This window comes from Ruegeria sp. CE8 (assembly GCF_056537465.1).
The window spans coordinates 25963-49027 of the sequence record NZ_JBQFRP010000006.1 but is presented as its reverse complement, the minus strand read 5'-3'; the positions used below and the strand labels follow the sequence as shown (position 1 = coordinate 49027).

Annotated in this window: 26 protein-coding genes, 1 tRNA gene and 1 riboswitch; of the genes, 12 read left to right on the top strand and 15 right to left on the bottom strand. The window is 57.9% G+C overall.

Going from position 1 to position 23065, the window contains the following annotated elements; genetic code table 11:
* Nucleotides 1-117: 117 nt before the first annotated feature.
* From ACR0AA_RS11680 to ACR0AA_RS11660, 5 genes are all read right to left on the bottom strand, one after another.
* A complete protein-coding gene (locus ACR0AA_RS11680; RefSeq protein ID WP_480756110.1) occupies nt 118-939 on the bottom strand; it encodes a hypothetical protein in 822 nt (273 codons plus the stop codon).
* Nucleotides 940-1185: 246 nt separating this feature from the next.
* Nucleotides 1186-1602 carry a hypothetical protein gene (locus ACR0AA_RS11675; RefSeq protein WP_480756109.1) on the bottom strand — a complete coding sequence of 139 codons (417 nt, stop codon included), beginning with the start codon at nt 1600-1602 and terminating at the stop codon, nt 1186-1188.
* Nucleotides 1603-1660: 58 nt separating this feature from the next.
* Nucleotides 1661-1933 (bottom strand): hypothetical protein, encoded by a 273-nt coding sequence (locus ACR0AA_RS11670; RefSeq protein ID WP_480664891.1) that lies wholly within the window; start codon nt 1931-1933, stop codon nt 1661-1663.
* A gap of 666 nt (nt 1934-2599) precedes the next feature.
* On the bottom strand, nt 2600-3262 hold the full coding sequence (locus ACR0AA_RS11665; RefSeq protein ID WP_480664890.1) for a lipopolysaccharide biosynthesis protein: 663 nt from the start codon (nt 3260-3262) through the stop codon (nt 2600-2602).
* A gap of 384 nt (nt 3263-3646) precedes the next feature.
* Nucleotides 3647-3722 (bottom strand) — tRNA-Lys (locus ACR0AA_RS11660).
* Between the two features lie 210 nt (nt 3723-3932).
* Between ACR0AA_RS11660 and dapF the strand changes: the two genes are divergently transcribed.
* Both dapF and mtaB read left to right on the top strand, forming a co-directional pair.
* On the top strand, nt 3933-4775 hold the full coding sequence (gene dapF, locus ACR0AA_RS11655; protein WP_480664889.1) for a diaminopimelate epimerase: 843 nt from the start codon (nt 3933-3935) through the stop codon (nt 4773-4775).
* Entirely contained in the window at nt 4772-6028 is a 1257-nt protein-coding gene (gene mtaB, locus ACR0AA_RS11650; RefSeq protein ID WP_480664888.1) for a tRNA (N(6)-L-threonylcarbamoyladenosine(37)-C(2))-methylthiotransferase MtaB, read from the top strand. Before dapF ends, mtaB begins: the two co-directional genes overlap by 4 nt.
* A gap of 12 nt (nt 6029-6040) precedes the next feature.
* Here the strand turns inward: mtaB and ACR0AA_RS11645 are convergent, their stop codons facing one another.
* The 4 genes from ACR0AA_RS11645 to petA all read right to left on the bottom strand — a co-directional run bounded on the left by ACR0AA_RS11645 (nt 6041) and on the right by petA (nt 9334).
* Nucleotides 6041-6454 carry a nuclear transport factor 2 family protein gene (locus ACR0AA_RS11645; protein ID WP_480756108.1) on the bottom strand — a complete coding sequence of 138 codons (414 nt, stop codon included), beginning with the start codon at nt 6452-6454 and terminating at the stop codon, nt 6041-6043.
* A 149-nt stretch (nt 6455-6603) separates the two neighbouring features.
* Complete coding sequence (locus tag ACR0AA_RS11640; RefSeq protein ID WP_480664886.1) at nt 6604-7389, bottom strand: cytochrome c1; 786 nt, start codon at nt 7387-7389, stop codon at nt 6604-6606.
* Between the two features lie 17 nt (nt 7390-7406).
* Complete coding sequence (gene petB, locus ACR0AA_RS11635) at nt 7407-8738, bottom strand: cytochrome b (protein WP_480664885.1); 1332 nt, start codon at nt 8736-8738, stop codon at nt 7407-7409.
* A gap of 11 nt (nt 8739-8749) precedes the next feature.
* Entirely contained in the window at nt 8750-9334 is a 585-nt protein-coding gene (petA, locus tag ACR0AA_RS11630) for a ubiquinol-cytochrome c reductase iron-sulfur subunit (RefSeq protein ID WP_170349660.1), read from the bottom strand.
* 420 nt (nt 9335-9754) lie between these two features.
* On the opposite strand from petA, the gene ACR0AA_RS11625 reads away from it, so the two are divergent.
* From ACR0AA_RS11625 to ACR0AA_RS11615, 3 genes are all read left to right on the top strand, one after another.
* Nucleotides 9755-10315, top strand: a complete 561-nt coding sequence (locus ACR0AA_RS11625; RefSeq protein WP_480664884.1) for a helix-turn-helix domain-containing protein — start codon at nt 9755-9757, stop codon at nt 10313-10315.
* Nucleotides 10312-10845: a GNAT family N-acetyltransferase gene (locus tag ACR0AA_RS11620; protein WP_480664883.1), complete on the top strand. Its 534-nt coding sequence runs from the start codon at nt 10312-10314 to the stop codon at nt 10843-10845. The genes ACR0AA_RS11625 and ACR0AA_RS11620 overlap by 4 nt, the downstream gene beginning before the upstream one ends.
* Nucleotides 10846-11032: 187 nt before the next feature.
* The gene (locus ACR0AA_RS11615; RefSeq protein ID WP_480664882.1) at nt 11033-11476 is read left to right on the top strand and encodes a c-type cytochrome; all 444 of its coding nucleotides are present in this window, start codon (nt 11033-11035) and stop codon (nt 11474-11476) included.
* Nucleotides 11477-11530: 54 nt separating this feature from the next.
* Here ACR0AA_RS11615 and ACR0AA_RS11610 read toward each other — a convergent pair whose 3' ends face one another.
* Together ACR0AA_RS11610 and ACR0AA_RS11605 are read right to left on the bottom strand one after the other, a co-directional pair.
* On the bottom strand, nt 11531-12139 hold the full coding sequence (locus ACR0AA_RS11610) for a glutathione S-transferase (protein ID WP_480664881.1): 609 nt from the start codon (nt 12137-12139) through the stop codon (nt 11531-11533).
* A 56-nt stretch (nt 12140-12195) separates the two neighbouring features.
* A complete protein-coding gene (locus ACR0AA_RS11605; RefSeq protein ID WP_480664880.1) occupies nt 12196-12825 on the bottom strand; it encodes an FMN-binding negative transcriptional regulator in 630 nt (209 codons plus the stop codon).
* 53 nt (nt 12826-12878) lie between these two features.
* Nucleotides 12879-13078: riboswitch (FMN riboswitch) on the top strand.
* A gap of 129 nt (nt 13079-13207) precedes the next feature.
* Between ACR0AA_RS11605 and ACR0AA_RS11600 the strand changes: the two genes are divergently transcribed.
* From ACR0AA_RS11600 to cobO, 5 genes are all read left to right on the top strand, one after another.
* Nucleotides 13208-13648 carry a 6,7-dimethyl-8-ribityllumazine synthase gene (locus ACR0AA_RS11600; protein ID WP_480664879.1) on the top strand — a complete coding sequence of 147 codons (441 nt, stop codon included), beginning with the start codon at nt 13208-13210 and terminating at the stop codon, nt 13646-13648.
* Between the two features lie 94 nt (nt 13649-13742).
* Nucleotides 13743-14843, top strand: a complete 1101-nt coding sequence (aroC, locus tag ACR0AA_RS11595; RefSeq protein WP_480664878.1) for a chorismate synthase — start codon at nt 13743-13745, stop codon at nt 14841-14843.
* Complete coding sequence (locus ACR0AA_RS11590) at nt 14827-15489, top strand: HD domain-containing protein (protein ID WP_480664877.1); 663 nt, start codon at nt 14827-14829, stop codon at nt 15487-15489. The genes aroC and ACR0AA_RS11590 overlap by 17 nt, the downstream gene beginning before the upstream one ends.
* Nucleotides 15490-15533: 44 nt before the next feature.
* Nucleotides 15534-16469, top strand: a complete 936-nt coding sequence (locus tag ACR0AA_RS11585; RefSeq protein ID WP_480664876.1) for a DMT family transporter — start codon at nt 15534-15536, stop codon at nt 16467-16469.
* 57 nt (nt 16470-16526) lie between these two features.
* On the top strand, nt 16527-17126 hold the full coding sequence (gene cobO / locus ACR0AA_RS11580; protein WP_480664875.1) for a cob(I)yrinic acid a,c-diamide adenosyltransferase: 600 nt from the start codon (nt 16527-16529) through the stop codon (nt 17124-17126).
* Between the two features lie 439 nt (nt 17127-17565).
* Here the strand turns inward: cobO and ACR0AA_RS11575 are convergent, their stop codons facing one another.
* The 4 genes from ACR0AA_RS11575 to ACR0AA_RS11560 form a co-directional block, all read right to left on the bottom strand.
* Entirely contained in the window at nt 17566-19134 is a 1569-nt protein-coding gene (locus ACR0AA_RS11575; RefSeq protein ID WP_480664874.1) for an alkaline phosphatase D family protein, read from the bottom strand.
* A 126-nt stretch (nt 19135-19260) separates the two neighbouring features.
* Nucleotides 19261-19626 (bottom strand): hypothetical protein, encoded by a 366-nt coding sequence (locus ACR0AA_RS11570; RefSeq protein WP_480664873.1) that lies wholly within the window; start codon nt 19624-19626, stop codon nt 19261-19263.
* 109 nt (nt 19627-19735) lie between these two features.
* Complete coding sequence (locus ACR0AA_RS11565) at nt 19736-20686, bottom strand: AraC family transcriptional regulator (protein WP_480665054.1); 951 nt, start codon at nt 20684-20686, stop codon at nt 19736-19738.
* A 127-nt stretch (nt 20687-20813) separates the two neighbouring features.
* Nucleotides 20814-21680 carry a branched-chain amino acid aminotransferase gene (locus tag ACR0AA_RS11560; protein ID WP_480664872.1) on the bottom strand — a complete coding sequence of 289 codons (867 nt, stop codon included), beginning with the start codon at nt 21678-21680 and terminating at the stop codon, nt 20814-20816.
* 159 nt (nt 21681-21839) lie between these two features.
* Here ACR0AA_RS11560 and ACR0AA_RS11555 point away from each other — a divergent pair, with 159 nt between their 5' ends.
* Together ACR0AA_RS11555 and ACR0AA_RS11550 are read left to right on the top strand one after the other, a co-directional pair.
* Nucleotides 21840-22352 carry a MarR family winged helix-turn-helix transcriptional regulator gene (locus ACR0AA_RS11555; RefSeq protein WP_239340233.1) on the top strand — a complete coding sequence of 171 codons (513 nt, stop codon included), beginning with the start codon at nt 21840-21842 and terminating at the stop codon, nt 22350-22352.
* Nucleotides 22349-23050, top strand: a complete 702-nt coding sequence (locus tag ACR0AA_RS11550; RefSeq protein WP_480664871.1) for a response regulator — start codon at nt 22349-22351, stop codon at nt 23048-23050. Before ACR0AA_RS11555 ends, ACR0AA_RS11550 begins: the two co-directional genes overlap by 4 nt.
* Nucleotides 23051-23065: the final 15 nt, after the last annotated feature.

Sequence of the window (23065 nt, the reverse complement as noted above, 5' to 3'; positions counted from 1 at the left end):
GGCGAAAGGGGGACCGACACCTTTGTGAAAATAGGCCAGCAGCGTACATAGCCAAGCCTGAAACGCGCCGATCAATACAGGTTCAGCGCGATGTGGCCACGGCCGGGCAATCAGCCATTACATCGCATTTGACTTTATGCCGTGCTCGGCAGAGATCGCGATGCTGCGGCTTTCAAATACCTGCGTGTAAATCGGCCAATCATCCTGTTTGAACGGGTAGAAGGCTCCTGAAGTCTTTCGTTTCTCCCAGCCATGCATCTTCTCCCCGGTCACGCCAAAGCTGATCTGCCCCGGGATAGGCGCATTGCCGTGGGCATCCGTCAGCAGAGGGTCGGCGAACCTGCCGTGACCAAGCCCCTGCACAAAGCTGACATTGGCAGGATTGCAACCTAGACCGAACCACATGCCTTCAATTGCTGCGTCACGCATCTCAGGCGGCAACATGCGGTTTGCGGCGTAATACAGCGCAAAGTGATTTGCGCGCCAGTTTGAGCCCGGGCCGAACCGCAGCCAACCCCGACCCCAAGGGTAGGCGGTGGTGTTATGTAATTCGAAATCGCGCCCCATCCGTTTCCTGTTCAAAGCGCGGTTCTTGATCCATGTATTTATCGACTCGGCGATCACCGGCATCGTCGCGCGCCCCTCGCGGCCTGCCTGGACATATTCCAGATATGCGTTGGACAGCACCTCTTTTTTGATCCCTGGCAACGGGTTTTCAGACTGCGGCGCAAATGGGTTGTGATCCTCGAACACGGCGCCGGCGCTGATGTCGCCACTGGCCCGATACACCATGGCCGCCGCCGCAACTCGGGCTCGCGAGACCACCTCGTTCGGGTCGGTCTGCGCCAACGTCTGGCCTTCGGCCCATTGCCATGCCTGCAATGCTTCGGCGGTCAGCGTAATGCCCAGCGCAACATCGCCGCAAACGGTCCCGATCACATAGCCCAGCTTTGCCGCCGCATAGGCAAACTGGTAAGCCGCCCAGGCTTCGGGGCCATAGGCATAGGTTGCCTGAACCGGATTCCAGGAAACAGACCCCAGATTCCCGCTGACCGAATACTCGACACCACCGATGATCGCGCCGTCTGCGCCCTGGGTTCTGCGCCACAGGGAAATGCCCCATAGGGCTTCGTGAATAAGGTCCGGCAGAACCGTTTCTCCGTCGCCCTGATCCAGATCGTTTTTTCAGGCTTCAATGTCGGGGTGCGAAAACGGTTTTCCACTTTCGGGAATGTTCAGGTGCAATAAGCGGACATGTTCGAAGGTCTCGACCAGATCCGCCATGTGATAGACGACATCCATGTGCTGAATGCGCCGGTCCCAATCCCCCGCGTCATGCCGGCCGCCCCATGCGTCAGGGTTCTCCGCCGTTCCATCGGCACGTTCGGTCAACAGTTTCCCGGCATTGTTTTTGCCATAACCCTTACCGGTCTCGCCCAATTGCACATCTGTTTGCCAAACGGTCAGCCCATCTTTGGGATGGCCGTTGCGGGGTCGCGTTCGACCCTCTCCATACGGTTCGGAAATCGCGCAACCCGACCTTTGGTGGTAGTACCACCGCGCGGCCAGTCTCAGCGGCTCGACATAGGGTGCCGGTGACACGGCAAAGGGAAAGGATACGCCAAGACCGTCGGCTTGCAGGCGAAACTCACCTTCCAGATCAAGCCCCGTGAAATCGGCTTCGTAGATATCGCACCCGTTGAAGTTCAGGTCTTTGCGATGCGGGTTTGGCCAAGGTCAGTGAGCCCGAGAGCACCTCGGCATCGTCCTGAACTGCAATCAAACGCCAGCCCGTGGCTTCGGACAATAGGCCATCCGTGCCACCCACCTGCCCATTCACGGTTTGGCCCCACCAACCGCCGACACACGCCTTCTTAGGGTCTGTCAGCGGGTAGCCCGCCTGACAGAAATGCAGGGCTTCGCTGAAGGCCATCCGAAACGGGCTTTTCAGCTGGTTCCGTCAGTCTTCAGTGGCAACTTACTAATGATCTTCGGCCGGAGCTTGCTGTCGCAAACAATGTAAAGCCCGGCGATCAAAACCGACGCACAGCTGCTAATAAGCATTGCGCCGACCACAGCCGTACCAATGCTTGCTCCGGAATATAAAAGTGCCACAAAACAAATCGCAGCGACCAATGGACCCGACAGTAAATAGACTACGACCATTTCGTACTTAGCTCTTGCTCTCGGTTTTTCGCAACGTTCTTGCGTTTGTCTACTCTGCTTTCAAATTGTGCGCTTTTTTAGGCGGCCATCCCAGAACCCTGTTGGCTTGGTTCCATCCGCCTTTTGCCAGCGCATCGATTTGAACGCAGTTTCACCATAACGCCACATCTGCCAGACACTGACATATCTGTGGTACCAAGTCGGAAAACACAATACCGCTTGGCAAGATATCGCTGCGCTTTGGGAAAAACGGTGCAATAATGTTGTTACCTGACTGTTACCGCGCAGTAAAACCGCACCTTCTAATTCACGCTAGACCAGTATTCGTTTGGTTTTTTGCCACACCGCGACAGCAGCGGTTTGGCGAACTCCGACAAGAGTAAGAAACATTGCTGTCGCCCTCAGGAGAAGTAGAGAAAACTGCACCGGCAGTTCAGTCGAGAAGCGATAACGCCTGCAACTGCCTTGGGAATTTCCCTTTCCGGAATGCTGATCGGGCGATCTTTCTGCCGATAAGATAATAGGCCATGAAGCTGAGCACCGCGTCGATCAAAAACGCGATTGAGGCTCCTTGCGCGCCAAAAAGGTAGATAATTCCGAAGGACAATATGATGTGCACGACCAGTGAGTAGAGTGGGATGCCCAACTGTAATGCGGTCTTCCTTGACCGCGAAAACGAATAGCTGAAATACGCGCCCTGCAGCCCCGGAAGGAAGGATGCGAGCGCCATGACCCGCAGATACCCTGCCGTTTGACCGGCGAAGTCGCGGTCAAACAACGGTCTGGAAAACACATCTGCAGCGCAAATCAGCGCGGCGACAATAAGCAACGAGATCAGCATCACAAACGAAAAATAGCAGTGCAAAACGGCATTCGGAGACTTTGTGCCCTCTACTTCCTGTGCCTGGAACACGGACGGTTCTACAACGCGCGACAAGGTCGACATCGGCAGCCTAAGTGTCCGGGTCGCCAGCGACTGGGCGGCAGCAAAATACCCGGTGAAATTCATTCCGTCCAAAAGGGCAAGTGGGGCTGTGTCGACATCGCAAAGAAGGGCGAGCCGGACGATACTACCGCCAGCGGGAAACCGAACCACAGGTAGGTTTCACAGCCGAAGTGCTAGGGTCAGGATGCATTGATTTTCACGGCTCGTAAAAAGGAGCGGTAACATGAGCGACCTTTATTGGTTGACCGACAGCTTCGCTCTTAGCAAGCGTTGACAAATGCCTGATCGAAAACGTGAGATCACTGTTTAGTTTTGGGGTCGTCCAAAAGTTGGTCTTGTGCTTCACATGATTGGCAACACTTAGAGTGTCACTTCGATACCCGGCATATGAAACAGTGCCAATTATGGGAAATCGGCCACCGCGCGAGACTATGTTCAACGACGTTGAATCTGCGGACACAAGACGGACACGGATCTGTCGTCATCTAAGCCCACCTCAGAGGTCTGTGTAACGTATTGTTTTAGCTAAAAAAGTGGTGAGCCGTGCAGGATTCGAACCTGCGACCCACTGATTAAAAGTCAGTTGCTCTACCAACTGAGCTAACGGCCCACTCTTTTGTTGGATCTTGTCGATCCGTGGCGCTCTTTAAGGCATTTTCCCAACCAGGTTCAAGACCTTATTTGCACCTCGTTTCACCGTCACTTAACTTGTTTCAGGCGACCCGATAGGCGGCCTAATTAGGCAGGTGGCGCGGGGGGGTCAACCCCTTTTTTCAGGAATCTTCACCGCAGGCTGGATTCCTTTCCGGCGCAGGGTTATATGCCCGCCATGCAAGGATTACAGAACACCGGTTTGCCCTTCATGAAGATGCACGGGCTGGGCAATGACTTTGTCATTGTGGATGCGCGCGCGCAATCTGTTGAGATTACGCCCGCCCTGGCAAAGGGAATCGGGCATCGACAGTTCGGGGTCGGCTTCGACCAGCTAGCGGTTATCGAGAACGGCGAATCGGATGCACATCTGGTGTTCTACAATGCGGACGGGTCGACCTCGGCTGCATGTGGAAACGCAACGCGCTGCATTGCCCGCTTCCTGATGGAAGAATCGGGGGTATCGGAACTGACCCTGACGACTGAGCGCGGCACGCTTTACGCCCGCGAAGCCGGGGATGGGCTGACCTCGGTCAATATGGGGCAGCCGCAACTGAACTGGCACGAGATTCCGCTGGCCGAAGAATTCGACACGCTGGAACTGCCGATTGAAGGTGCGCCTACGGCAACCGGGGTGGGCAACCCGCATTGCACATTTTTTGTGGAAGATGCCGAAGCCGTCCCACTGACCGAGTTTGGCGCCCGGTACGAATACCATCCGCTGTATCCTGAGCGTACCAATGTGCAGGTGGCGCAAGTCATCGGGCCGGATCATATCCGCATGCGCGTCTGGGAACGTGGTGTGGGGATCACGCTGGCCTCGGGCTCGTCTTCCTGTGCGACCGCCGTCGCCGCGGCCCGTCGCGGACTGACCGGGCGCAAAGTCCAAATCGAGCTGGATGGCGGAACCATTTGGATCGACTGGCGTGAGGATGGTGTCTGGATGACCGGACCCACCTGCCATGTCTTCTCGGGCACATTGACGCCCGCGTTTCTGGAGTCGTTGGGATGAGCACCCCCAAATTCACCACGCTGGGCTGTCGCCTGAACGCCTATGAGACCGAGGCGATGAAGGAGCTATCGCAGCAGGCAGGCCTGACCGACGCGGTCGTGGTGAATACTTGTGCGGTAACAGCCGAGGCGGTGCGTAAGGCACGGCAGGAGATTCGTAAGCTTCGGCGGGAAAACCCCAATGCGCGGTTGATCGTGACCGGGTGCGCAGCGCAAACCGAACCTGAAACATTCACTCAGATGGATGAAGTCGACGCGGTCATCGGCAACACCGAAAAGATGCAGCCGGACACCTGGAAAGGTATGGCGGCAGATTTCATCGGCGAGACCGAGGCGGTGCAGGTCGACGACATCATGTCCGTTACTGAGACCGCCGGGCACCTGATCGATGGATTCGGCACCCGTTCACGCGCTTATGTGCAGGTCCAGAACGGCTGTGATCATCGTTGCACGTTCTGTATCATCCCTTATGGCCGCGGCAATTCGCGCAGCGTCCCTGCGGGCGTGGTGGTGGACCAGATCAAGCGGTTGGTGGACCGGGGGTATAACGAGGTCGTGCTTACCGGTGTTGACCTGACTTCGTGGGGTGCCGACCTGCCCGCACAGCCCAAACTGGGCGACCTGGTGATGCGGATTCTGAAACTGGTGCCCGACCTGCCGCGCCTTCGGATCAGCTCGATCGATTCGATCGAGGTGGATGAGAACCTGATGCAGGCGATTGCGACCGAGCCGCGCCTGATGCCCCACCTGCATCTGTCACTGCAGCATGGTGACGACCTTATCCTGAAACGGATGAAAAGACGCCACCTGCGTGACGATGCCATCCGCTTTACCGAAGAGGCGCGCAAGCTGCGCCCCAAGATGACCTTTGGCGCTGATATCATCGCGGGTTTTCCGACCGAAACGGATGCGCATTTCGAGAACTCGCTGAAGCTGGTTTCCGAGTGCGACCTGACCTGGTTGCACGTCTTCCCCTATTCCAAGCGCGAAGGTACGCCAGCGGCCCGGATACCGCAGCAGATCAATGGCAATATCATCAAGGACCGCGCCGCCCGCCTGCGTGCTGCTGGTGAAGCCCAGGTGGCAAAGCACCTGACAGCGCAGATCGGCAAAACCCATCACATTCTGATGGAAAATCCGCATATGGGCCGGACTGAGCAATTTACCGAAGTCACATTCGATAGCCCGCAAACCGAAGGTCAGATCGTGACCGCCACGGTCTCGGGCCGAACCGCGACCCAGCTGACGGCCTGAGGCAGAACTAAATCAGGTAGCGGCGGCGGCAAATGCGGCCGTGTCGTAGAACTCTTCGTATTTGCAGACAAGCCCGTCGCGGAATCGGCAGATAATGACAATCGGTGATTCCACCGTCTTACCGGTTTTCTTGTGCGTCCAGGCAGTGACGCCTATGCCGACGACACGGTCATCCTGGGCAACGGTGTCCTTCAGGGTCCAATGTTCCATCTGGTACGCACTTGTCAGGTCCTCAAGGTATTCCTTCAACTCGGCGTGCCCGTCCCGCGAGCAACTGAAATCCAACCCATACTGACCCCGCCCAAGCGAGCGTATGCACAAATCCTTGGTGGTGTACTTTTCCCACATCCCGATGTCAGACGCTTTGCTGTCGTTCCATGCCCCGAAAGCAGCCCGCAGCTTTTCAACATTGCTTTGCGTGTCCATGACCCGCCCTCCCAAATAGATTTCTGTGAAAATATCCGCCCCCCTGCAGAGGAGAGGCGCGGCACCAGTATAACACTGTGCGGCCTCAGAACGAAAAAAGGCCCGGCGCTAAGCACCGGGCCTTTCGGAATGTAGTGGTCAGAGACCGATCAGACGGTCTTTTTGCCCTTCACGCCTGCCCACAGACGCTTGTTGACCAGGTACAGCAGCACCGACAACAGGGTCAGGAAGATGACGCCGACGAAGCCGGAATACTTGCGCTCCATCATCTTGGGCTCGGCGGTCCACATCAGGAAGGCCGCGACGTCCTCGGACAGAGCTTCGACGGTGGCCGGGTGGCCGTCGGCGAATTCGACCTGATCGTCAGCCAGCGGCGGCGCCATCGAGATCCAGCCTCCGGGGAAGGCCTTGTTCTCATACAGGATGGTGCCTGCTTCTTCTTTTTCCTCACCGGTGTAACCGTCCAGCAGCGAGGCGATGTATTCTGCACCACCCATGCCTTTAAACAACTGGTTGATCCCCAGACCATAGGGGCCGTGGAAACCGGCCCGGGCCTTGGCCATCAGGCTCAGGTCCGGTGCGCCAACACCGTCGTTGACCGGGAAGTGGTCGGTCGGGATGGCCGGACGGAAATCGTCCAGCTCAGGATCGAACACTTCGAAGTTGCCCGCCGCATATGCGATGACTTCTTCTTCCGAATATCCCAGCGCTTCGAGATCACGCAGAGGCACATAGCGCAGGCCATGGCAGGCCGCGCAGACTTCGGTGTAGATCTGAAGTCCACGCTGTAGCTGGTTTTGATCCCAGGTGCCAAAGGGGCCTTCAAACGAGAAGTGGAAGTCTTCGATGTGCTGTTCGCCGCCGCCCGCTGCGAAGGACGCAGCAGGGGTAAGGGCCAGAGCAAACGCGGCACCGATTGCAAGTTTCTTGAACATGTTTCCGGTCCCTCTTCTTACTCGGCCGGCGTGGCGTCGGCGTCAGCCTTGCCATAATGCGCGTTGAAGTCTTCTTCGATGGTTTCCGGCTGGGCCAGAGGCTTCTCGATCACACCAAGGATCGGCAGGATCACGAAGAAATAGGCGAACCAGTAGGCGGACGCGATCAGCGAGAAGGTCGCATAGGGCTCTTCCGCAGGCATCGCACCCAGCCACATCAGGGCAAAGAAGTCGATGATCAGCAGGTAGAACCACCATTTGAACAGCGGACGGTACTTACCCGAACGCACGGTCGAGGTGTCCAGCCAGGGGGCCAGAGCCATCGCCAGGATCGCGCCGAACATCGCCAGAACACCAAAGAACTTTGCGTCGACGATGCCGCCGGTGATGAAGCTGGCGAACTGTACGACCCAGACCTCACCAGTGAAGGCACGCAGGATCGCGTAGAACGGCAGGAAGTACCATTCGGGCACGATGTGCGCAGGGGTCACCAGCGGGTTGGCTTCGATGTAGTTGTCCGGGTGGCCCAGGTAGTTCGGCATGAAGCCAACAACGGCCCAGAACACGACCAGAATCACAGCCAGGGCGAACAGGTCCTTGATCACGAAGTACGGCCAGAACGGCAGTGTGTCTTTCTCGGCTTCGGCTTTTGAACCGCGGCGCACTTCAACGCCTGTCGGGTTGTTGTTCCCGGTAGTGTGGAAGGCCCAGATATGCACGATGACCAGCGCCGCGATAACGAACGGCAGCAGGTAGTGCAGCGAGAAGAAGCGGTTCAGCGTGGCGTTGTCCACCGCCGGTCCGCCCAGCAGCCAGGTCTGGATCGCGTCACCCACAAACGGGATGGCACCAAACAGGCCGGTGATCACGGTCGCGCCCCAGAAGGACATCTGACCCCAGGGCAGAACGTAGCCCATGAACGCGGTGCCCATCATCATCAGGTAGATCAGCATCCCGATGATCCACGTGATCTCACGCGGGGCTTTGTACGAGCCGTAGAACAGGCCGCGGAACATGTGGATGTAGACCGCAACAAAGAACAGCGACGCGCCGTTCATGTGCAGGTAGCGGATAAAGTAGCCGCCATTCACGTTGCGCATGATGTGCTCGACGCTGGCGAAGGCCAGGTCAACATGCGGGGTATAGTGCATCACCAGAACGATACCGGTGACAATCTGCAGCGCCAGGCAGAACGCCAGGACGATGCCCCAGATCCACCACCAGTTCAGGTTCTTGGGGGTGGGGATCATGATGGTGTCGTAAATCAGGCCGACGATGGGAAGGCGGCTGTTCAGCCACTTTTCGCCGTTTGTCTTCGGCTCGTAATGATCGTGGGGAATTCCGGACATCTGGGTCTCCCTTAGCCGAGCTTGATGGTTGTCGCATCCACCCATTCAACGGGCGGAACGGGCAGGTTTTCAGGCGCGGGGCCTTTGCGGATACGACCGGCAAGGTCATAGTGCGAACCGTGGCAGGGGCAGAACCAGCCGCCAAAGTCCCCGGCATCACCCAGCGGCACACAGCCGAGGTGGGTACAAACACCCATCTGAACGATCCATGCACCTGGTGCTTCGCCTTCGGGCGACGGCATTACGCGGTTGGCGTCGGTCGCCGGCGCGTCCGCAGGCAGGTTGAAGTTGCGCGCCAGCGGATCAGGCAGCGCGTCAACGCCTTCGGCGTCCTGTTCCTGAGCTTCTTGAATCTCAGCACCGGTGCGGTGACGGATAAATACGGGTTTACCCAGCCATTTAACGGTCAGCTGCGTGCCCGGCTCGACCCCGCTTACGTCCTGACGGATCGAGGACAGCGCCTGAACGTCTGCCGAGGGATTCATTTGGTTGATCAGGGGCCATACGGCTGCACCCGTCGCAACGACACCTGCGCCGCCAGCGACGTAGTAGAGGAAATCTCTGCGGGTGCCTTCGTGGTCTTCTGCGTGGGACACGAGGTTTTCTCCGATTCCGGCGCCCGCGGGTGCGGGCAAACATGCATCAGCACCGCATCAAAGCGGCGTCTCATCGCGGCTATCTAGCCGGGAGAAATCGGTTCGTCCAGCGGTCATAGGCGCGCAGTGCGCCACATCCGGGCATTCATGTCACAACGAGGGGCTAAAATTTCAAGATACGGACCTGAATTTCGGGAAAAACACGCCGGTCACCCAACTCGCTGACAATGTGATTCGGTTTGCACCGGCGGGATACCTGGATGCTGGGGTGATCCAGCTCTTTACAGTTCAAGCATATGCCAACCCTCTGCGAAATTTGCCGGCGGTAAAGGGTGTGCCGCTTTCCGATTTTTAGCTCCTGATTGAAAACTCCACTGATGCCTCTTGATCAATCGATCATATTCGGGAATATTCCCATATATGAGCAACGCTTTAAACCCCACCACAGAGAAACTGGCTGCACATTTGCGTGGATTGCGAGAGCATCACAGCATGACACTCGATACGCTGGCCGGCAAAACGGGATTAAGCCGCGCCACCCTGTCGCGTATTGAAAAAAACGAAGTCAGCCCAACCGCCGAGACGCTTGGACGTTTGGCCGCAGCCTATGCGCTGCCAATCTCTCAGCTTCTTGCGCCTTTAGAGCAGAGTTTCCAACCGATCGTCCGGCGGCAAGACCAACCGGTTTGGACGGATCCCGCTCAAGCATTTGAACGCCGCAACGTGTCGCCTCCCAGCGGGCAGCTTTCGGTTGAGCTGATCGAAGGCACTCTGGGTGCGCAGCAGCGCATTGCCTACGACGCTCCCGCGATCCCGGGGCAAGAGCATCATGTGTATGTCCTGTCCGGGCAGATCGAAATCACGGTCGAGGGGAAATCGCATGACCTTCGCCAAGGGGATTGTCTTCGTTACATCCTGTTCGGCGAGACCGTTTTCAAAACGACCCAAACGCCCTGCACTTATATGATCGCCCTGTCATGACATATCAGCCACCTCGCGTTTCCCGCCTTACCGCAACGGACATCGACGAAAACTTGAAAGACCTGTGCCGGTTGCTTGTCGACAGTGTTGCCGACGGCGCCGCGATCAGCTTCATGATGCCCCTCGACCACGAGACCGCCGCACGATTCTGGACGGATGACGTCAAACCCGCCGTAGAAAAGGGTGGGCGGCATCTGTTCGGTGCGTTTGGGGAGGGTTCGCTGATCGGCACGGTTCAGGTTTTGCTCAGCATGCCCCCTAATCAACCCCACCGGGCAGAAATCTCGAAGATGATCGTGCACCCCCAGGCCAGACGCCGTGGTTTGGGAAAGGCACTGATGAGTGAAGCTCTGACATCCGCGCAACAAGCGGGAAAGACGCTCGTCACTTTGGACACGCGCACGGGCGACGTCTCAGAAACCCTATACAAGTCCGTCGGCTTCCAACCGGCAGGCGTCATCCCCGATTTCGCATTCGACCCCGATGGTAAATCCCGCCACGCGACGACCTACATGTACCGGTATCTTTAGTTCGGTTCCAAAAATGAAACAGCGATTTACGTTTCGCAGCTTGCAGCGCCCTCAAATCGCAAAGGTGCGGAAAACCTGAGTTAAAAATAGATATTTTACAAGCACTTAGACGAGCCTGATTTTGATTGCACTTTCGACGCGAATGATCGAAAGCCCAGGGTAATACAACCTTAGCAGGACGTCACCCATGTCAAAGCTCTGTGCAACATTTCTGACCTTCACGCTTGCCGTTTCGTCTCAGGCATTTGCAGCCGGTGATCCGGCGAAAGGCGAAAAGCTCTATAACCGCTGTTCTTCGTGCCATGCGATCATCAAAGATGGCGAGGTTCTGGTCAAAGGTGGCATCACCGGCCCGAATCTTTATGGAGTAGTCGGTCGCGCCGCCGGAACCGAATACGATTACCTGAACGGAAGCGAGCGTCTGCCGGTCGGAATGTTCACCGACGACATGATCCGGGCCGGTCAGGAAGGTCTGGTCTGGACCGAGGAGAACATCGCCACTTACTCCAAAAACCCGATTGGCTTCATTCAGGAGTATTTGGACGACGAAACCGCGCGGCCGAACATGAGCGTCAAACTGAAAAAGGGCGCCGAGGATATCGCGGCCTATCTGGCGACCTTCAGCGAGTAACTTCGTCCGTTGGCCGCTCTGATTCCAGAGCGGCAAGCACCTTAAATACCCGGATCAGGCTGGCGGTTGTGTCGCGACCATGCTTGGGCGTTCCGAAAATTTCTCGTACCAGGCGGCCAACGCATCATTTCCTTTGCGCCAGCCGCGCGCATCGTGCCTGAAGTCGAGATAGCCCAGCGCACAGGCTACTGCCACCTGCCCCATATCCAATGTCCCAGACAGATGGGCCATCCAGCGCTGGTTCAACGCCGCACAGGCACGTTCGATCTTGTCCCACTGCGCGTCGGCCCAGCCGTCCCATTGTTTGTCTTCGGGTCGCATCCTGCCTTCGTAGGTAATTAGAAGCGCCGCATCCAGAATACCATCAGCCAGTGCTTCCAATGTCAGCACGTCCCAATGCGCGGCCCCTTCTTGATACAACCCGGCCAGCGCGCGGTCGTTCAGAAAGGCGCAGATAACGCGGCTGTCGAACAGGGTTGGCCCATCCGGGCGCTCTAACGCCGGAACTTTTGTCAAGGGTGCCTTGGCGAGCAATGTCTCGGCAGGGGTCATGGGTGTCGTCGCCACGGACAACAACTCCACGTCCTGCAATTGATCGGTTTCATGCAATAAAACCATGACCTTGCGTACATATGGTGAGGTTGTGCTGAAATAGAGCTTCATTAGCGATCTCCCTGAATTGCCCGAACTCTACACGACGAAATGCAAAACAAAACCCGTCAGTTGGTGTCAGGTCCGGTGGCGGCCATCAACGCCCGCAGGGCTTGCAGTTCAGAGCCGAATCCATCGCGCGCGATATGCTCTGCAGCGTTCCTACGCGCCGTATCCGGTTTGTTCTGGTTCAGTTTCCAGGTGCCTTGAATATCATCTATTCGAAGGCGGAACGGCACGATCATACGCATCATCCGCTCCAGCGCGCCCGGGCTCATCTTGCTGGTGACCCACGGGGTTTTCGGCAACAGCCGCGCCTCATAGAACGCCGACTGGCGATCCAAAAGGTCCAACAGCTCCTCCTGCGGGCGCTGCTCGAATTGGCCTGTCAGATGAACAGCAACATAGTTCCAGGTCGGAACCTGATCTTCGACACCATACCAGTCCGGCGAAACATACCCATCCGGACCATTTATGGCGATCCGGGCCTGTTTAGAGCCTGCTATCGCGCGTACGATCGGGTTAGACCGGACAAGATGCAGTTCCGCCAGTGACCCATCCTCGGACAGCAGAAACGGGACATGGCTGATCAACGGCGCGGACTCTGTCGACACGGCCAAAACGCCAAATGCCCGGTCACGTGCAAAGGAGATGTGGCGCGCGGTTTCTTCCGCGCGAAAGGCTGGATTGGGATGCATGGGAATCCTCCTGCAAAATCTCTTGCAGAACTGCCCGCACCTTGGCAAGGTCCGCCCGTTCTCAGGGCGGGGCGCAATTCCCCACCGGCGGTATGCGGGCTACGACCCGTAAGCCCGCGAGCGGCTCTGCCGTATCCACGATCCGAAAAGTGGGAACCGGTTTTCGGAGGAATTGTGGAACCATGGAAGGGTGTCAGCAGATCTGGTGAGAGGCCAGAGCCGACGGTTACAGTCCGGATGAAAGAGAACGTGCAGCGCGTCGGCCTTGCCGTGCGCTTGCCCGTGATCGCCTTGGGTGACGTGTCATGCCGGGCTGGCAGCGAAAAGTGGGAACCGGTTTTTCGCGACCGCCAGCAGGCCACCAAACTGAAAGGAGATCACGATGACACACACCCGCTATGCTTTTGTAAAAGCCAACTGGCATTCCGATATCGTTGACCAGGCTCTCGAAGGGTTTCTTGAACTCATCCCTGCCGATCAGGTCGACGTATACGACGTCCCCGGCGCGTTCGAGATGCCGCTGCTCGCCCGCGATCTTGCTGAAACCGGCCGCTATGCGGCTGTCGCCTGCGCCGCATTTGTCGTCGACGGTGGCATTTACCGGCATGATTTCGTGGCTCAGGCCGTTGTGGACGGGTTAATGCGCGCCGGCCTTGATACCGGTGTACCGGTCCTGTCTGTTTCCCTGACGCCGCATCAGTATCAGGAGACAGATCACCACAACGCAATCTATCGCGCGCATTTTGTGGAGAAAGGCCGCGAAGCTGCTCAAGCTGCGCTGAAAATCAACGCGACACGCGCACAACTGGCCACCGCTGCGTAAGTTCATTGGGTTGGGGCCAACACGCCCCAACTGCAAATCCGCTTGAGGCCAAGGGCCTTGCCCGCTAATCACGACGCTCAAAGGAGCATGCCCCATGTCGATGAACAGTTTTGGCCACCTCTTCCGCGTTACCACCTGGGGTGAAAGCCACGGGCCCGCTTTGGGTGCGACCGTCGATGGCTGCCCCCCGGGCGTCACGATCGACGAGGGCATGATTCAGCACTGGCTGGACAAACGCAAACCGGGTCAGAACAAATTCACCACCCAGCGGCGCGAACCTGATCAGGTGAAAATCCTGTCCGGCGTGTTTGAAGGCCAGACAACGGGTACGCCGGTGCAGCTGATGATCGAGAACACGGATCAGCGCTCGAAAGACTACGGCGATATCATGGACAAGTTCCGTCCAGGGCACGCTGATATTACCTACTGGCAAAAGTACGGCATCCGGGACTATCGGGGCGGCGGGCGCAGCTCGGCACGGGAAACCGCATCGCGTGTAGCAGCTGGCGGGTTGGCTCGAGAAGCGATCAAGCAGATCGCACCCAACGTTCAGATCACCGGGTATATGACTCAGATCGGACCCCACAAGATTGACCGGGGCAATTTCGACTGGTCCCAGATCGAACAGAACCCTTTCTGGACCCCTGATGCTACGGCTGCTGCGGACTGGGCCGCTTATCTGGACGAATTGCGCAAGTCCGGCAACTCGGTTGGCGCGGTGGTCGAGGTCGTGGCGCGCGGTGTACCCGCCGGGATCGGAGCACCAGTTTATGCCAAGTTAGACACTGATTTGGCTGCTGCGATGGTGTCGATCAACGCGGTGAAAGGCGTTGAGATCGGTGAAGGGATGGCCGCCGCCGAACTAACAGGTGAGGCCAATGCGGATGAGATCTTTATGGGTCAGAACGGCCCGCAATACAGCTCGAACCACGCGGGCGGCATCTTGGGCGGTATCTCAACCGGGCAAGACATCGTCGTGCGCTTTGCGGTCAAACCGACTTCGTCGATCCTGACAACCCGCAAAACCATCACCAAATCCGGCGAAGAAACCGAGATTATCACCAAAGGCCGCCACGACCCCTGCGTTGGCATTCGCGCCGTGCCTGTGGGTGAGGCGATGATGGCCTGTGTGATCCTAGACCACCTGCTGCTGCACCGTGGCCAGATCGGAGAAAACCGTGGACGGATCGGCTGATCTGCGCACCCGCCTGCGCGCCGTTGTCGTGCAGCGCATGGAAACCGACCCAGCACATGATCTGGCCCATCTGGACAGGGTCTGGGTGAACGCCCAGGCCATAGCCACTGACCAAACCGACATGCCTGTGCTGCTGGCTGCGGCTTATCTGCATGATCTGGTCAACCTGTCCAAAGATGACCCGGATCGCCAAATGGCATCGCGCCGATCAGCCGAAGAATCAGAGCCTATTCTTGGCAATCTCGGCTATTCTGAAGATCAGGTCCAAGCGATCAAACACGCGATCGAGGCACATAGTTTTTCGGCCAATATCACGCCGGAAACGCCCGAGGCCTGTATCCTGCGTGATGCGGACCGGCTGGATGCGCTGGGGGCCATAGGGGTGGCTAGAAACTTCTCGGTATCCGGAGCATTGGGGCGGTCGCTGTATGACCCGGCGGACCCGTTTGCCGCCAATCGCCCGCTGGACGATCTGCATTTTTCAATCGATCACTGGAAGGTCAAACTGTTGCGCCTGCCCGGCGACATGCTGACGGAAACCGGTAAAGAGATCGCCGAGCGGAGGATCCAACGGATGATCCGGTTTCTCGAAGAATTCGCGCAAGAGATCGGCAGTCCTCTGCCGCCTGATTGGACGAATCTGTAAACTACGCGTTGATCTTTCCCGGCCAAAAGCGCAGGTTCGCGCCGATGGCAAAACCCTTAACATCGCATCGACCCATATTGGCCGTCGCTCTGAAGTCGAGCGCGGTGTTTCTGTTCACGGTCATGGCGGCGATAATCAAGGCGCAGTCTGATCATTTTCCACCGGGCGAGATGGTGTTCTTCCGGTCCCTCTTTGCCATTCCAGTGATTATGATCTGGCTGATCGCACGCGGAGAATTGGCGCGGGGATTCGTTGTGCGCAAACCCATGGGCCATTTCTGGCGCGGCGTGCTGGGGACCACCGCGATGGGGCTGACCTTCACCGGCCTTGGCCTGATCCCTCTGCCCGAGGCCACCGCGATTGGATACGCCACGCCGATTTTCACTCTAATCCTGGCAGCAATCATGTTGGGTGAGCGCATCCGAGCAATCCGAATCGCCGCCGTGGCCATCGGCCTGTTGGGTGTTCTGATCATGATTTGGCCTCGACTGGGCGGCAACAACATGGAAGCCGCGGCAACCATCGGCGCATTGTGCATTCTGGGCGCGACCGTCGCCCGCGCCTTTGTGCAGATCCATATCCGGCAGTTGGTGCAGGTCGATCATCCGGCCGCTATCGTGTTCTATTTCTCGATGACCGCGACCATTCTGTCCGGGCTGACCTTCTTTTGGGGCTGGGTTTTACCGACGTGGGAGCAAGCTGGTTTTTTGATCCTGGCTGGTCTGGTCGGTGGCGTTGCCCAAATTCTGGTGACCTCTTCTTATCGTTTTGGGCAGGCTTCGATGCTGGCGCCCTATGACTACACATCCATGCTGTTTGCCATCATCATTGGCTATGTCTGGTTCAGCGAGTTGCCGACTCTGGTGATGCTGGCCGGTGCAGCGCTGGTGATCGCAGGCAACATCGTGGTGATCTGGCGCGAACATCAGTTGGGGTTGGAACGCGGAAAGGCCCGCGCGGTCACGGATCCCAAAGCCTGACCTTTACCTTTGCGGAACTTCCCCTAGGGTGTGCCCAACAAAAGATGAGGGTTTCCCATGAGCGACGCACAAGATCACAAGGAAAAGATGCAAAAGGTGCAAGCCCAGCACCGCAAGAAAGTGTCCGAGGCCGTCGATCCGGAACGCGGGCTTGTTCTGATCAACACCGGCAAGGGCAAAGGCAAATCCTCGGCCGCGTTCGGCGTTGTGATCCGCGCGCTGGGGTGGGGCCAGAAGGTCGCCGTTGTGCAATTCATCAAAGGTAAATGGAAAACCGGTGAGCGGCGTTTCTTCGAAGAGCGCGATCTGGTGACCTGGCACACGATGGGCGAAGGCTTTACCTGGGACACGCAGGACCGCGAGCGGGACATCGCCGCCGCAAATGCCGCCTTCGACAAGGCCCGCGCCCTGATGTCCAGCGGCGACTACGATCTTGTGGTGCTGGATGAGATCAACATCGCCTTGCGTTATGAATACCTGTCGATCGAACAAGTGATCGACGGGCTGAACGAACGCTCTGAAAAAACCAGCGTGTTCCTGACCGGGCGAGACGCCCCGCAGGCGTTGCGTGACTATGCCGATCTGGTCACCGAAATGACCGAAGAGAAACACCCATTCCAAGCTGGAATCAAAGCCCAGCGCGGCGTGGATTTCTGAAGGTCAGAGCCTAAACAGCCCCAAATGGGGCTGCTATGCCGGCGGATGTTCGTTGAGAAACCTAACCGACCCGCGTCTGCTTGCGGCGCTGTGGGGTAGCGACAGATCCTCTTTGTCAGGACCTATGGCTTTGGGTGTATCGACATAGGCGCAATAGTCGTCATCACAGCAACATCCGCACGCGGTTGCAGCCTCGTGTCGCGCCATGATTTCGTCGAGCGGATCGCCCATCATCAACCTCTGTTATCTGCGTCGTTTCCGAGGCGGTGGCGCGCCCTCACCAAATTTGCGCTAAGCCCGCAGACCGCCTCGAAATCCTGTGCTGGATGTCAACACATCTGGCCCTGGCCATTATCTGATTATTTTTGTCGGAAATTTCAAGTGAAAACGGACACGCCCCGACCTAACTGTCGGGGCGCGTAGAAATCGACCAAAACGATCAGATGGCTTTGGTCTGCGGGTCCAGAGTGATCGACCAGAGCTCGTTATCAGCCCGGTCCATCAGGCGCACGGTCATCTGCTGGGTCCTTCCGTCGATGTCGACCAGACCAAAGAACTGCAGACCAGCGCTTGGTGGCAGGTTCGCGCCCTGCTCTTCGGTCGGTGCCTTGATGAATTTCACCTCGGGGCCGAACGTTCCGTCCAGCCCATTCGGACCGAATGTTCCGGCGTGCAGTGGGCCTGAAACGAACTCCCAGAATGGCACGAAATCCTGAAATTGCGCTTTGTTAGGGTCATAGTAATGCGCAGCTGTGTAGTGCACATCGGCAGTGAACCAGACCGTATTGGTGACATTGGCTGTTTTGATATATTGCAGCAGATCGGCGATCTCCAACTCACGCCCCCTAGCCAGTCCACTGTCACCATTCGAGATCGCCTCTGCTCCGGCCTGTTCCTTCCAGTTGTCCCAGACAATCAGTCCAATCGGCATATCCGATGCGATCACTTTCCATGTCGCCTGCGACGATGCCAGCTCGCGCTTGAGCCATGCCAGCTGCTTGGCCCCAAGAATGCGGGATTGATCAGTGATGCCCTCTTCCATGGACGGCCCGTTGGGTCCGCGATAGCTGCGCAGATCAAGGAAAAATATGTCCAGCATCGGGCCGTACGAGATCTTGCGATACACTCGCCCCGGCTCAGCCGGTGTGAAACGCAGCGGCGTCATCTCATGGAAGGCGCGGCCGGCACGGGATTGCAGCACATGCACCGATTTCTCGGTGTAACGGTCATCCGAGATCAGATCCTTGGCGTCCGACCAGTTGTTGACGACCTCATGGTCGTCCCACTGGAAGAAGGTCGGGCAGCCGGCGTTCATCGCGCGCACATGCTCATCCATCATGTTGTATTTCCACTGGGCGCGGAATTCGTCCAGCGTTTCGGCCACTTTGCGTTTCTCGTCAATCAGAGTGGTGTTTTTCCAGATCACCTGCCCGTCTTTTTCGACCTCGTCCTTCATCGGACCATCTGCATAGACCGTGTCGCCAGAGTGGATGAAAAAGTCCGGCTTATGCTGCGCCATTGTGGCGTAAGTGCGCATACCCTCGTCATCAATGCCCCAGCCCTGACCGGCCGTGTCACCCGACCAGGCAAAGCGGATATTGCGACGCGAGGTCGGTGCAGTGCGGAATTGACCTACAATAGGGTCTGATGTGACGTTGATATCGCTCAGATCGGCGGCCACGAACCGGTAGAATATGTCCTGATCGGATGGCAGCCCGTCAACAAGCCGCTTTACGGCGAAATCGCTGTTCGGGATTGCGTCCAGCGGAGCCAGCTTGCGGGCATCGGCAAAGCTTTCGGTTGTCGCCACCTCCATCGTCACGCGGGCGGGGCGGTCTGTTCGGGTCCAGATCATACCCGAAGTGATATCCACATCGCCCGACTGGACACCGTGGGTGAACACCGGGCGCGACGATGCTCGGCTGATCGCAGGCATCGACAAAGACGCGGCAAATGCGGTGCTGCCGGCCAGAAAGGCACGGCGGTTGGGGCGAAGGATTCGTGTCATTAAAGCTCTCCTGACTTGCGACCCATCGGGGTCACGCGATTGGTGAGCGGCAGTGAGCCGCCTGTTTGTAAAACAAGCGGCTCAGATTCTTGAAACTATCACGATGAATTTGTGACACCGGATGGCTTAGGCTGTCACGCCCTCTTCCGGCGCACTGAGCGAAATAACGGCCACGACCGCCACGCCATTCAGCCAGTAATATATCGCGTCCAACCCCGAGAACCCAAACAGGCTGGGCGCGGCCAGAAAAACAACGCCGACCAGCAGATCGACCGCCAGGTGAAACTTGTAGGGCAGAACCCTCCAGATCCCCAAGTGATGGTCTGTCAGGACCGTAAGCACAAAGGCGGCTACCCCTGTAGCGACGGACAGCCACAAGGCTATCGGGTTGGACTGCCCCAAGCCCAGCACAAAGGGTAGCCCCATCAGGGCCAGGGCAACGGGGTAGTCCAGATAGGCGTGAACAGAGCGGGTAACGAAACGAACGGACATTTAAATTTCCTTTCCTTGCTTGGCATAGCCTCAAGCTAGGTCGGAGAGCCCGAACGTTTAACTCCGCATCGTCCGCAAAAAATTGCAGATCGTTCAGAACCGGGTTGGATCAGTGCATTGATCGATAAGCGGCCGGCGACAGGCCGATCTGTTTCTTGAACACCCGTGAAAACGCTGCCTCGGACGCGTATCCAACCTCAGCGGCTGCATCGGCGACGTTCCAGCGGCTTTCCGTCAGACCATGGCAGGCAATCTGCATTCGCCAATCGGTCAGATACTGAATCGGTGTCGTCCCCATCTTCTCGGCGAACAGTTGTGCAAAAGCAGTGCGCGACATCCCGGCCTCGCGCGCCAGTGTCTCAACACTCCAATTTTCAGCCGGAGCCTTGTGAAAGGCGGTCAACGCGCGTGAGATTCGTGGATCAGCGAACCCGGCCAAAGCGGTGTCGCTGGGGCTTTGATGTTCTAGATGCGCGCGAATGGCCTGGGCAAACAGCACTTCGGACAGCTTCAGGGCAATCAGGTCGCCTCCAATCCGTGCGCCGTTGATCTCGGACCCGATCATGCGCAGTGTGGCCTCAATCCACGACCCCGCTTCTTCGCCGTAGTTTTCGATCAGGATGTATGGGGGCAGTCGGTCGATCAGCATATGCCCGGTGCCTTGCCGTCCGGGCGGACCGGTGAACGAGAAATGGCCGCAGATCAGCTGGGTGTCGCGGCTTTTGTCCTCGCCGCCATATATCAGGACGCCATCACCCTGATACCCGGCATCTTCCAGCACTTGCTCCAGCGGCAACGCATCCAGCGGTTTGACCTCATTACACAGCAACGCATGGGCGGTGCCGTGAGGAATCAGGATCAGGTCGCCCTGCTTCAAACGCAGCGTTTCGCCTGTGTTAGAGACATGTACTTTCAATTCCCCACGCTGCACAAAGTGAAACCGGGCGACGTTCTGTAACGCTGGCACCTGAATGCCAAAGGGCGGCGTGAACGAGGTTCGGAAGTAGAATGTCCCGCGCAGGGACAGGCGGGTGAGAATATCGCTGAGCAGGTCCAACATGGTCGTAACGTATACGCGATTGCGCAGTCGTCCAGTCACCTGAACGATCTGCACAGAAACTTGAACGCTCGGCAAAGAAAAACCCCCGCGAATACGCGAGGGTTCTGGTTTACGTTTTTGGATGCGATCAGACGCGGACCAGAGCCTCGTAATCTGCGGCGATCTCGCGCGTAAGGTCTCCGACCTCGAACGTGTAGTCGCCGATCTGACCCACCGGAGTGACCTCAGCCGCCGTGCCGGTCAGCCAGCATTGTTCGAAATCGGCCATTTCCTCGGGCTTGATGCGGCGCTCATGGACGGTGATGCCCTTGTCTTTCAGCATCTGGATCACTGTCTGACGCGTGATGCCGTTCAGGAAGCAGTCGGCCAGAGGCGTATGGACCTCGCCATCTTTTACAAAGAACACATTGGCCCCGGTGGCCTCGGCCACGTAGCCGCGCCAGTCCATAAACAACGCGTCCGAGCAGCCTTTGGCCTCGGCCTTATGCTTCGAAATCGTGCAGATCATATAAAGACCGGCCGCCTTGGCGTGAACCGGGATGGTCTCTGGGCTGGGGCGTTTCCATTCCGCGATGTCCAGCTTGGCGCCCTGCATCTTGGCATCGCCATAATAGGCCCCCCAGGGCCAGACGGCGACGGCCATCCGAACCGGGTTCTTGGCCGATGCCACACCCATATCTTCCCCGGACCCGCGCCAGACCAGCGCACGGACATAAGCATCCTGCAGACCGCTGGCCTTCAGCGCCTCTTCCTTGGCCGCTTCGATCTCATCAACCGAATAGGGCATCGGCATGTCCAGCGCCTCGGCCGAGGCGATCAGACGCTCGGAATGTTCGCGGCTTTTGAAGATCTTGCCGTTATAGGCGCGCTCACCCTCGAACACCGAAGACGCGTAGTGCATCGCGTGGGTCAGGATGTGCACATTGGCTTCGCGCCAGGGCACCAGTTTGCCATCCAACCAGATGACTCCATCACGATCATCATACCCCGCCATACGAATCCTCCTGACCCGGGATCAATTTCCGATTGTTGCGCGACTTAAGTCCGAACCGGACATATTATTGCGCAAAAACTGAGATTCGATACCTGTCCACCCTTGGAATGTCAATAACGCTGACATAAACTCGGCTCGGTGTAACGAATGAGGCATAATATGTCGGATACGCGCCCCGCCCAAGTCTTCGGCGGCGAGAGCCTGCTGTTTTTGACCGACGAGCAGTTGCGACAGGGGATCGAGGCGATGTTCTTCGCCTATCGCGGCTTTACCGCCGACCCGGACCGAATCCTGACACAGATGGCCTATGGTCGGGCGCATCACCGGGCGATCCACTTCATCAACCGTGCGCCGGGGACAACGGTCAACAACCTGCTGGCCATTCTCGGCGTCACAAAACAGTCTCTAAACCGTGTTTTGCGCACGCTAATCGAGGATGGTCTTGTCGAAAGCCGGGTCGGATCGGTGGACAAACGCGAAAGACACCTATTTCTGACGGAACAAGGCAAGGCGCTTGAAGCCAAACTCTCTGAGGCCCAGCGCGTGCGGATGCGCGCGGCTTATAAAGAGGCGGGTCCTGAGGCGGTGTCAGGGTTTCGTAAAGTGCTTGAAGCGATGATGGATGCTGATATGCGTCATGCATATACGAAATTGCGGGATACCACCTCATGAGCGATATGGACGCCCACCTGCTGATCGTCGACGACGACGAACGCATTCGTGACCTGTTGAAGAAGTTCCTGATGCGGAGCGGTTTTTTGGTGACGGCCGCGCGGGATGCTGCTCATGCGCGACGGGTGTTGTCCGGGCTGGATTTCGACATGATCGTTCTGGACGTGATGATGCCGGGCGAAGATGGTGTCAGCCTGACCAAAGCCCTGCGCGAGACCCATGCCACACCGATCCTGCTGCTAACCGCGCGCGGTGAGACCGAGCACCGCATTGCCGGGCTTGAGGCCGGTGCCGATGACTACCTGGCCAAGCCGTTCGAGCCGAAAGAGCTGTTGTTGCGGATCAACGCGATCCTGCGGCGGATGCCAGAAACTCCGGCGCAGGATACGGCTGCAAAAATTTTGCATCTCGGTCCGATCCGGTACGACATCGAGCGTGGCGAGATGTGGCAGGGCGAGGAACCGGTTCGCCTGACGGCGACGGAAAGCCAGTTGATGAAGATTTTCTCGGCCCAACCCGGCGAGCCGATCAGCCGGGCCAAACTGGTCGAGGATCTGGGTCGCGACAAGGGTCAGGCGCAGGAGCGCGCGGTAGACGTTCAGATCACGCGTCTGCGCCGCAAGATCGAACAGGACCCCAAGCAGCCGCGCTATTTGCAGACTGTTCGCGGGGCCGGATATATGTTGGCGCCGGATTAAGCCTGCCGCTACGCG

What these genes read in the sequence shown, in the direction of transcription:
- ACR0AA_RS11615 (WP_480664882.1), top strand. Translation starts at nt 11,033, where the DNA reads ATGTCAAAGCTCTGTGCAACATTTCTGACCTTCACGCTTGCCGTTTCG.
- ACR0AA_RS11565 (WP_480665054.1), bottom strand. Translation starts at nt 20,686, where the DNA reads ATGTTGGACCTGCTCAGCGATATTCTCACCCGCCTGTCCCTGCGCGGG.
- ACR0AA_RS11600 (WP_480664879.1), top strand. Translation starts at nt 13,208, where the DNA reads ATGACACACACCCGCTATGCTTTTGTAAAAGCCAACTGGCATTCCGAT.
- ACR0AA_RS11640 (WP_480664886.1), bottom strand. Translation starts at nt 7,389, where the DNA reads ATGTTCAAGAAACTTGCAATCGGTGCCGCGTTTGCTCTGGCCCTTACC.
- ACR0AA_RS11560 (WP_480664872.1), bottom strand. Translation starts at nt 21,680, where the DNA reads ATGGCGGGGTATGATGATCGTGATGGAGTCATCTGGTTGGATGGCAAA.
- ACR0AA_RS11625 (WP_480664884.1), top strand. Translation starts at nt 9,755, where the DNA reads ATGAGCAACGCTTTAAACCCCACCACAGAGAAACTGGCTGCACATTTG.
- cobO (WP_480664875.1), top strand. Translation starts at nt 16,527, where the DNA reads ATGAGCGACGCACAAGATCACAAGGAAAAGATGCAAAAGGTGCAAGCC.
- ACR0AA_RS11620 (WP_480664883.1), top strand. Translation starts at nt 10,312, where the DNA reads ATGACATATCAGCCACCTCGCGTTTCCCGCCTTACCGCAACGGACATC.
- ACR0AA_RS11645 (WP_480756108.1), bottom strand. Translation starts at nt 6,454, where the DNA reads ATGGACACGCAAAGCAATGTTGAAAAGCTGCGGGCTGCTTTCGGGGCA.
- mtaB (WP_480664888.1), top strand. Translation starts at nt 4,772, where the DNA reads ATGAGCACCCCCAAATTCACCACGCTGGGCTGTCGCCTGAACGCCTAT.
- aroC (WP_480664878.1), top strand. Translation starts at nt 13,743, where the DNA reads ATGTCGATGAACAGTTTTGGCCACCTCTTCCGCGTTACCACCTGGGGT.
- petB (WP_480664885.1), bottom strand. Translation starts at nt 8,738, where the DNA reads ATGTCCGGAATTCCCCACGATCATTACGAGCCGAAGACAAACGGCGAA.
- ACR0AA_RS11605 (WP_480664880.1), bottom strand. Translation starts at nt 12,825, where the DNA reads ATGCATCCCAATCCAGCCTTTCGCGCGGAAGAAACCGCGCGCCACATC.
- ACR0AA_RS11670 (WP_480664891.1), bottom strand. Translation starts at nt 1,933, where the DNA reads ATGGCCTTCAGCGAAGCCCTGCATTTCTGTCAGGCGGGCTACCCGCTG.
- ACR0AA_RS11570 (WP_480664873.1), bottom strand. Translation starts at nt 19,626, where the DNA reads ATGTCCGTTCGTTTCGTTACCCGCTCTGTTCACGCCTATCTGGACTAC.
- dapF (WP_480664889.1), top strand. Translation starts at nt 3,933, where the DNA reads ATGCCCGCCATGCAAGGATTACAGAACACCGGTTTGCCCTTCATGAAG.
- ACR0AA_RS11550 (WP_480664871.1), top strand. Translation starts at nt 22,349, where the DNA reads ATGAGCGATATGGACGCCCACCTGCTGATCGTCGACGACGACGAACGC.
- ACR0AA_RS11610 (WP_480664881.1), bottom strand. Translation starts at nt 12,139, where the DNA reads ATGAAGCTCTATTTCAGCACAACCTCACCATATGTACGCAAGGTCATG.
- ACR0AA_RS11585 (WP_480664876.1), top strand. Translation starts at nt 15,534, where the DNA reads ATGGCAAAACCCTTAACATCGCATCGACCCATATTGGCCGTCGCTCTG.
- ACR0AA_RS11575 (WP_480664874.1), bottom strand. Translation starts at nt 19,134, where the DNA reads ATGACACGAATCCTTCGCCCCAACCGCCGTGCCTTTCTGGCCGGCAGC.
- ACR0AA_RS11555 (WP_239340233.1), top strand. Translation starts at nt 21,840, where the DNA reads ATGTCGGATACGCGCCCCGCCCAAGTCTTCGGCGGCGAGAGCCTGCTG.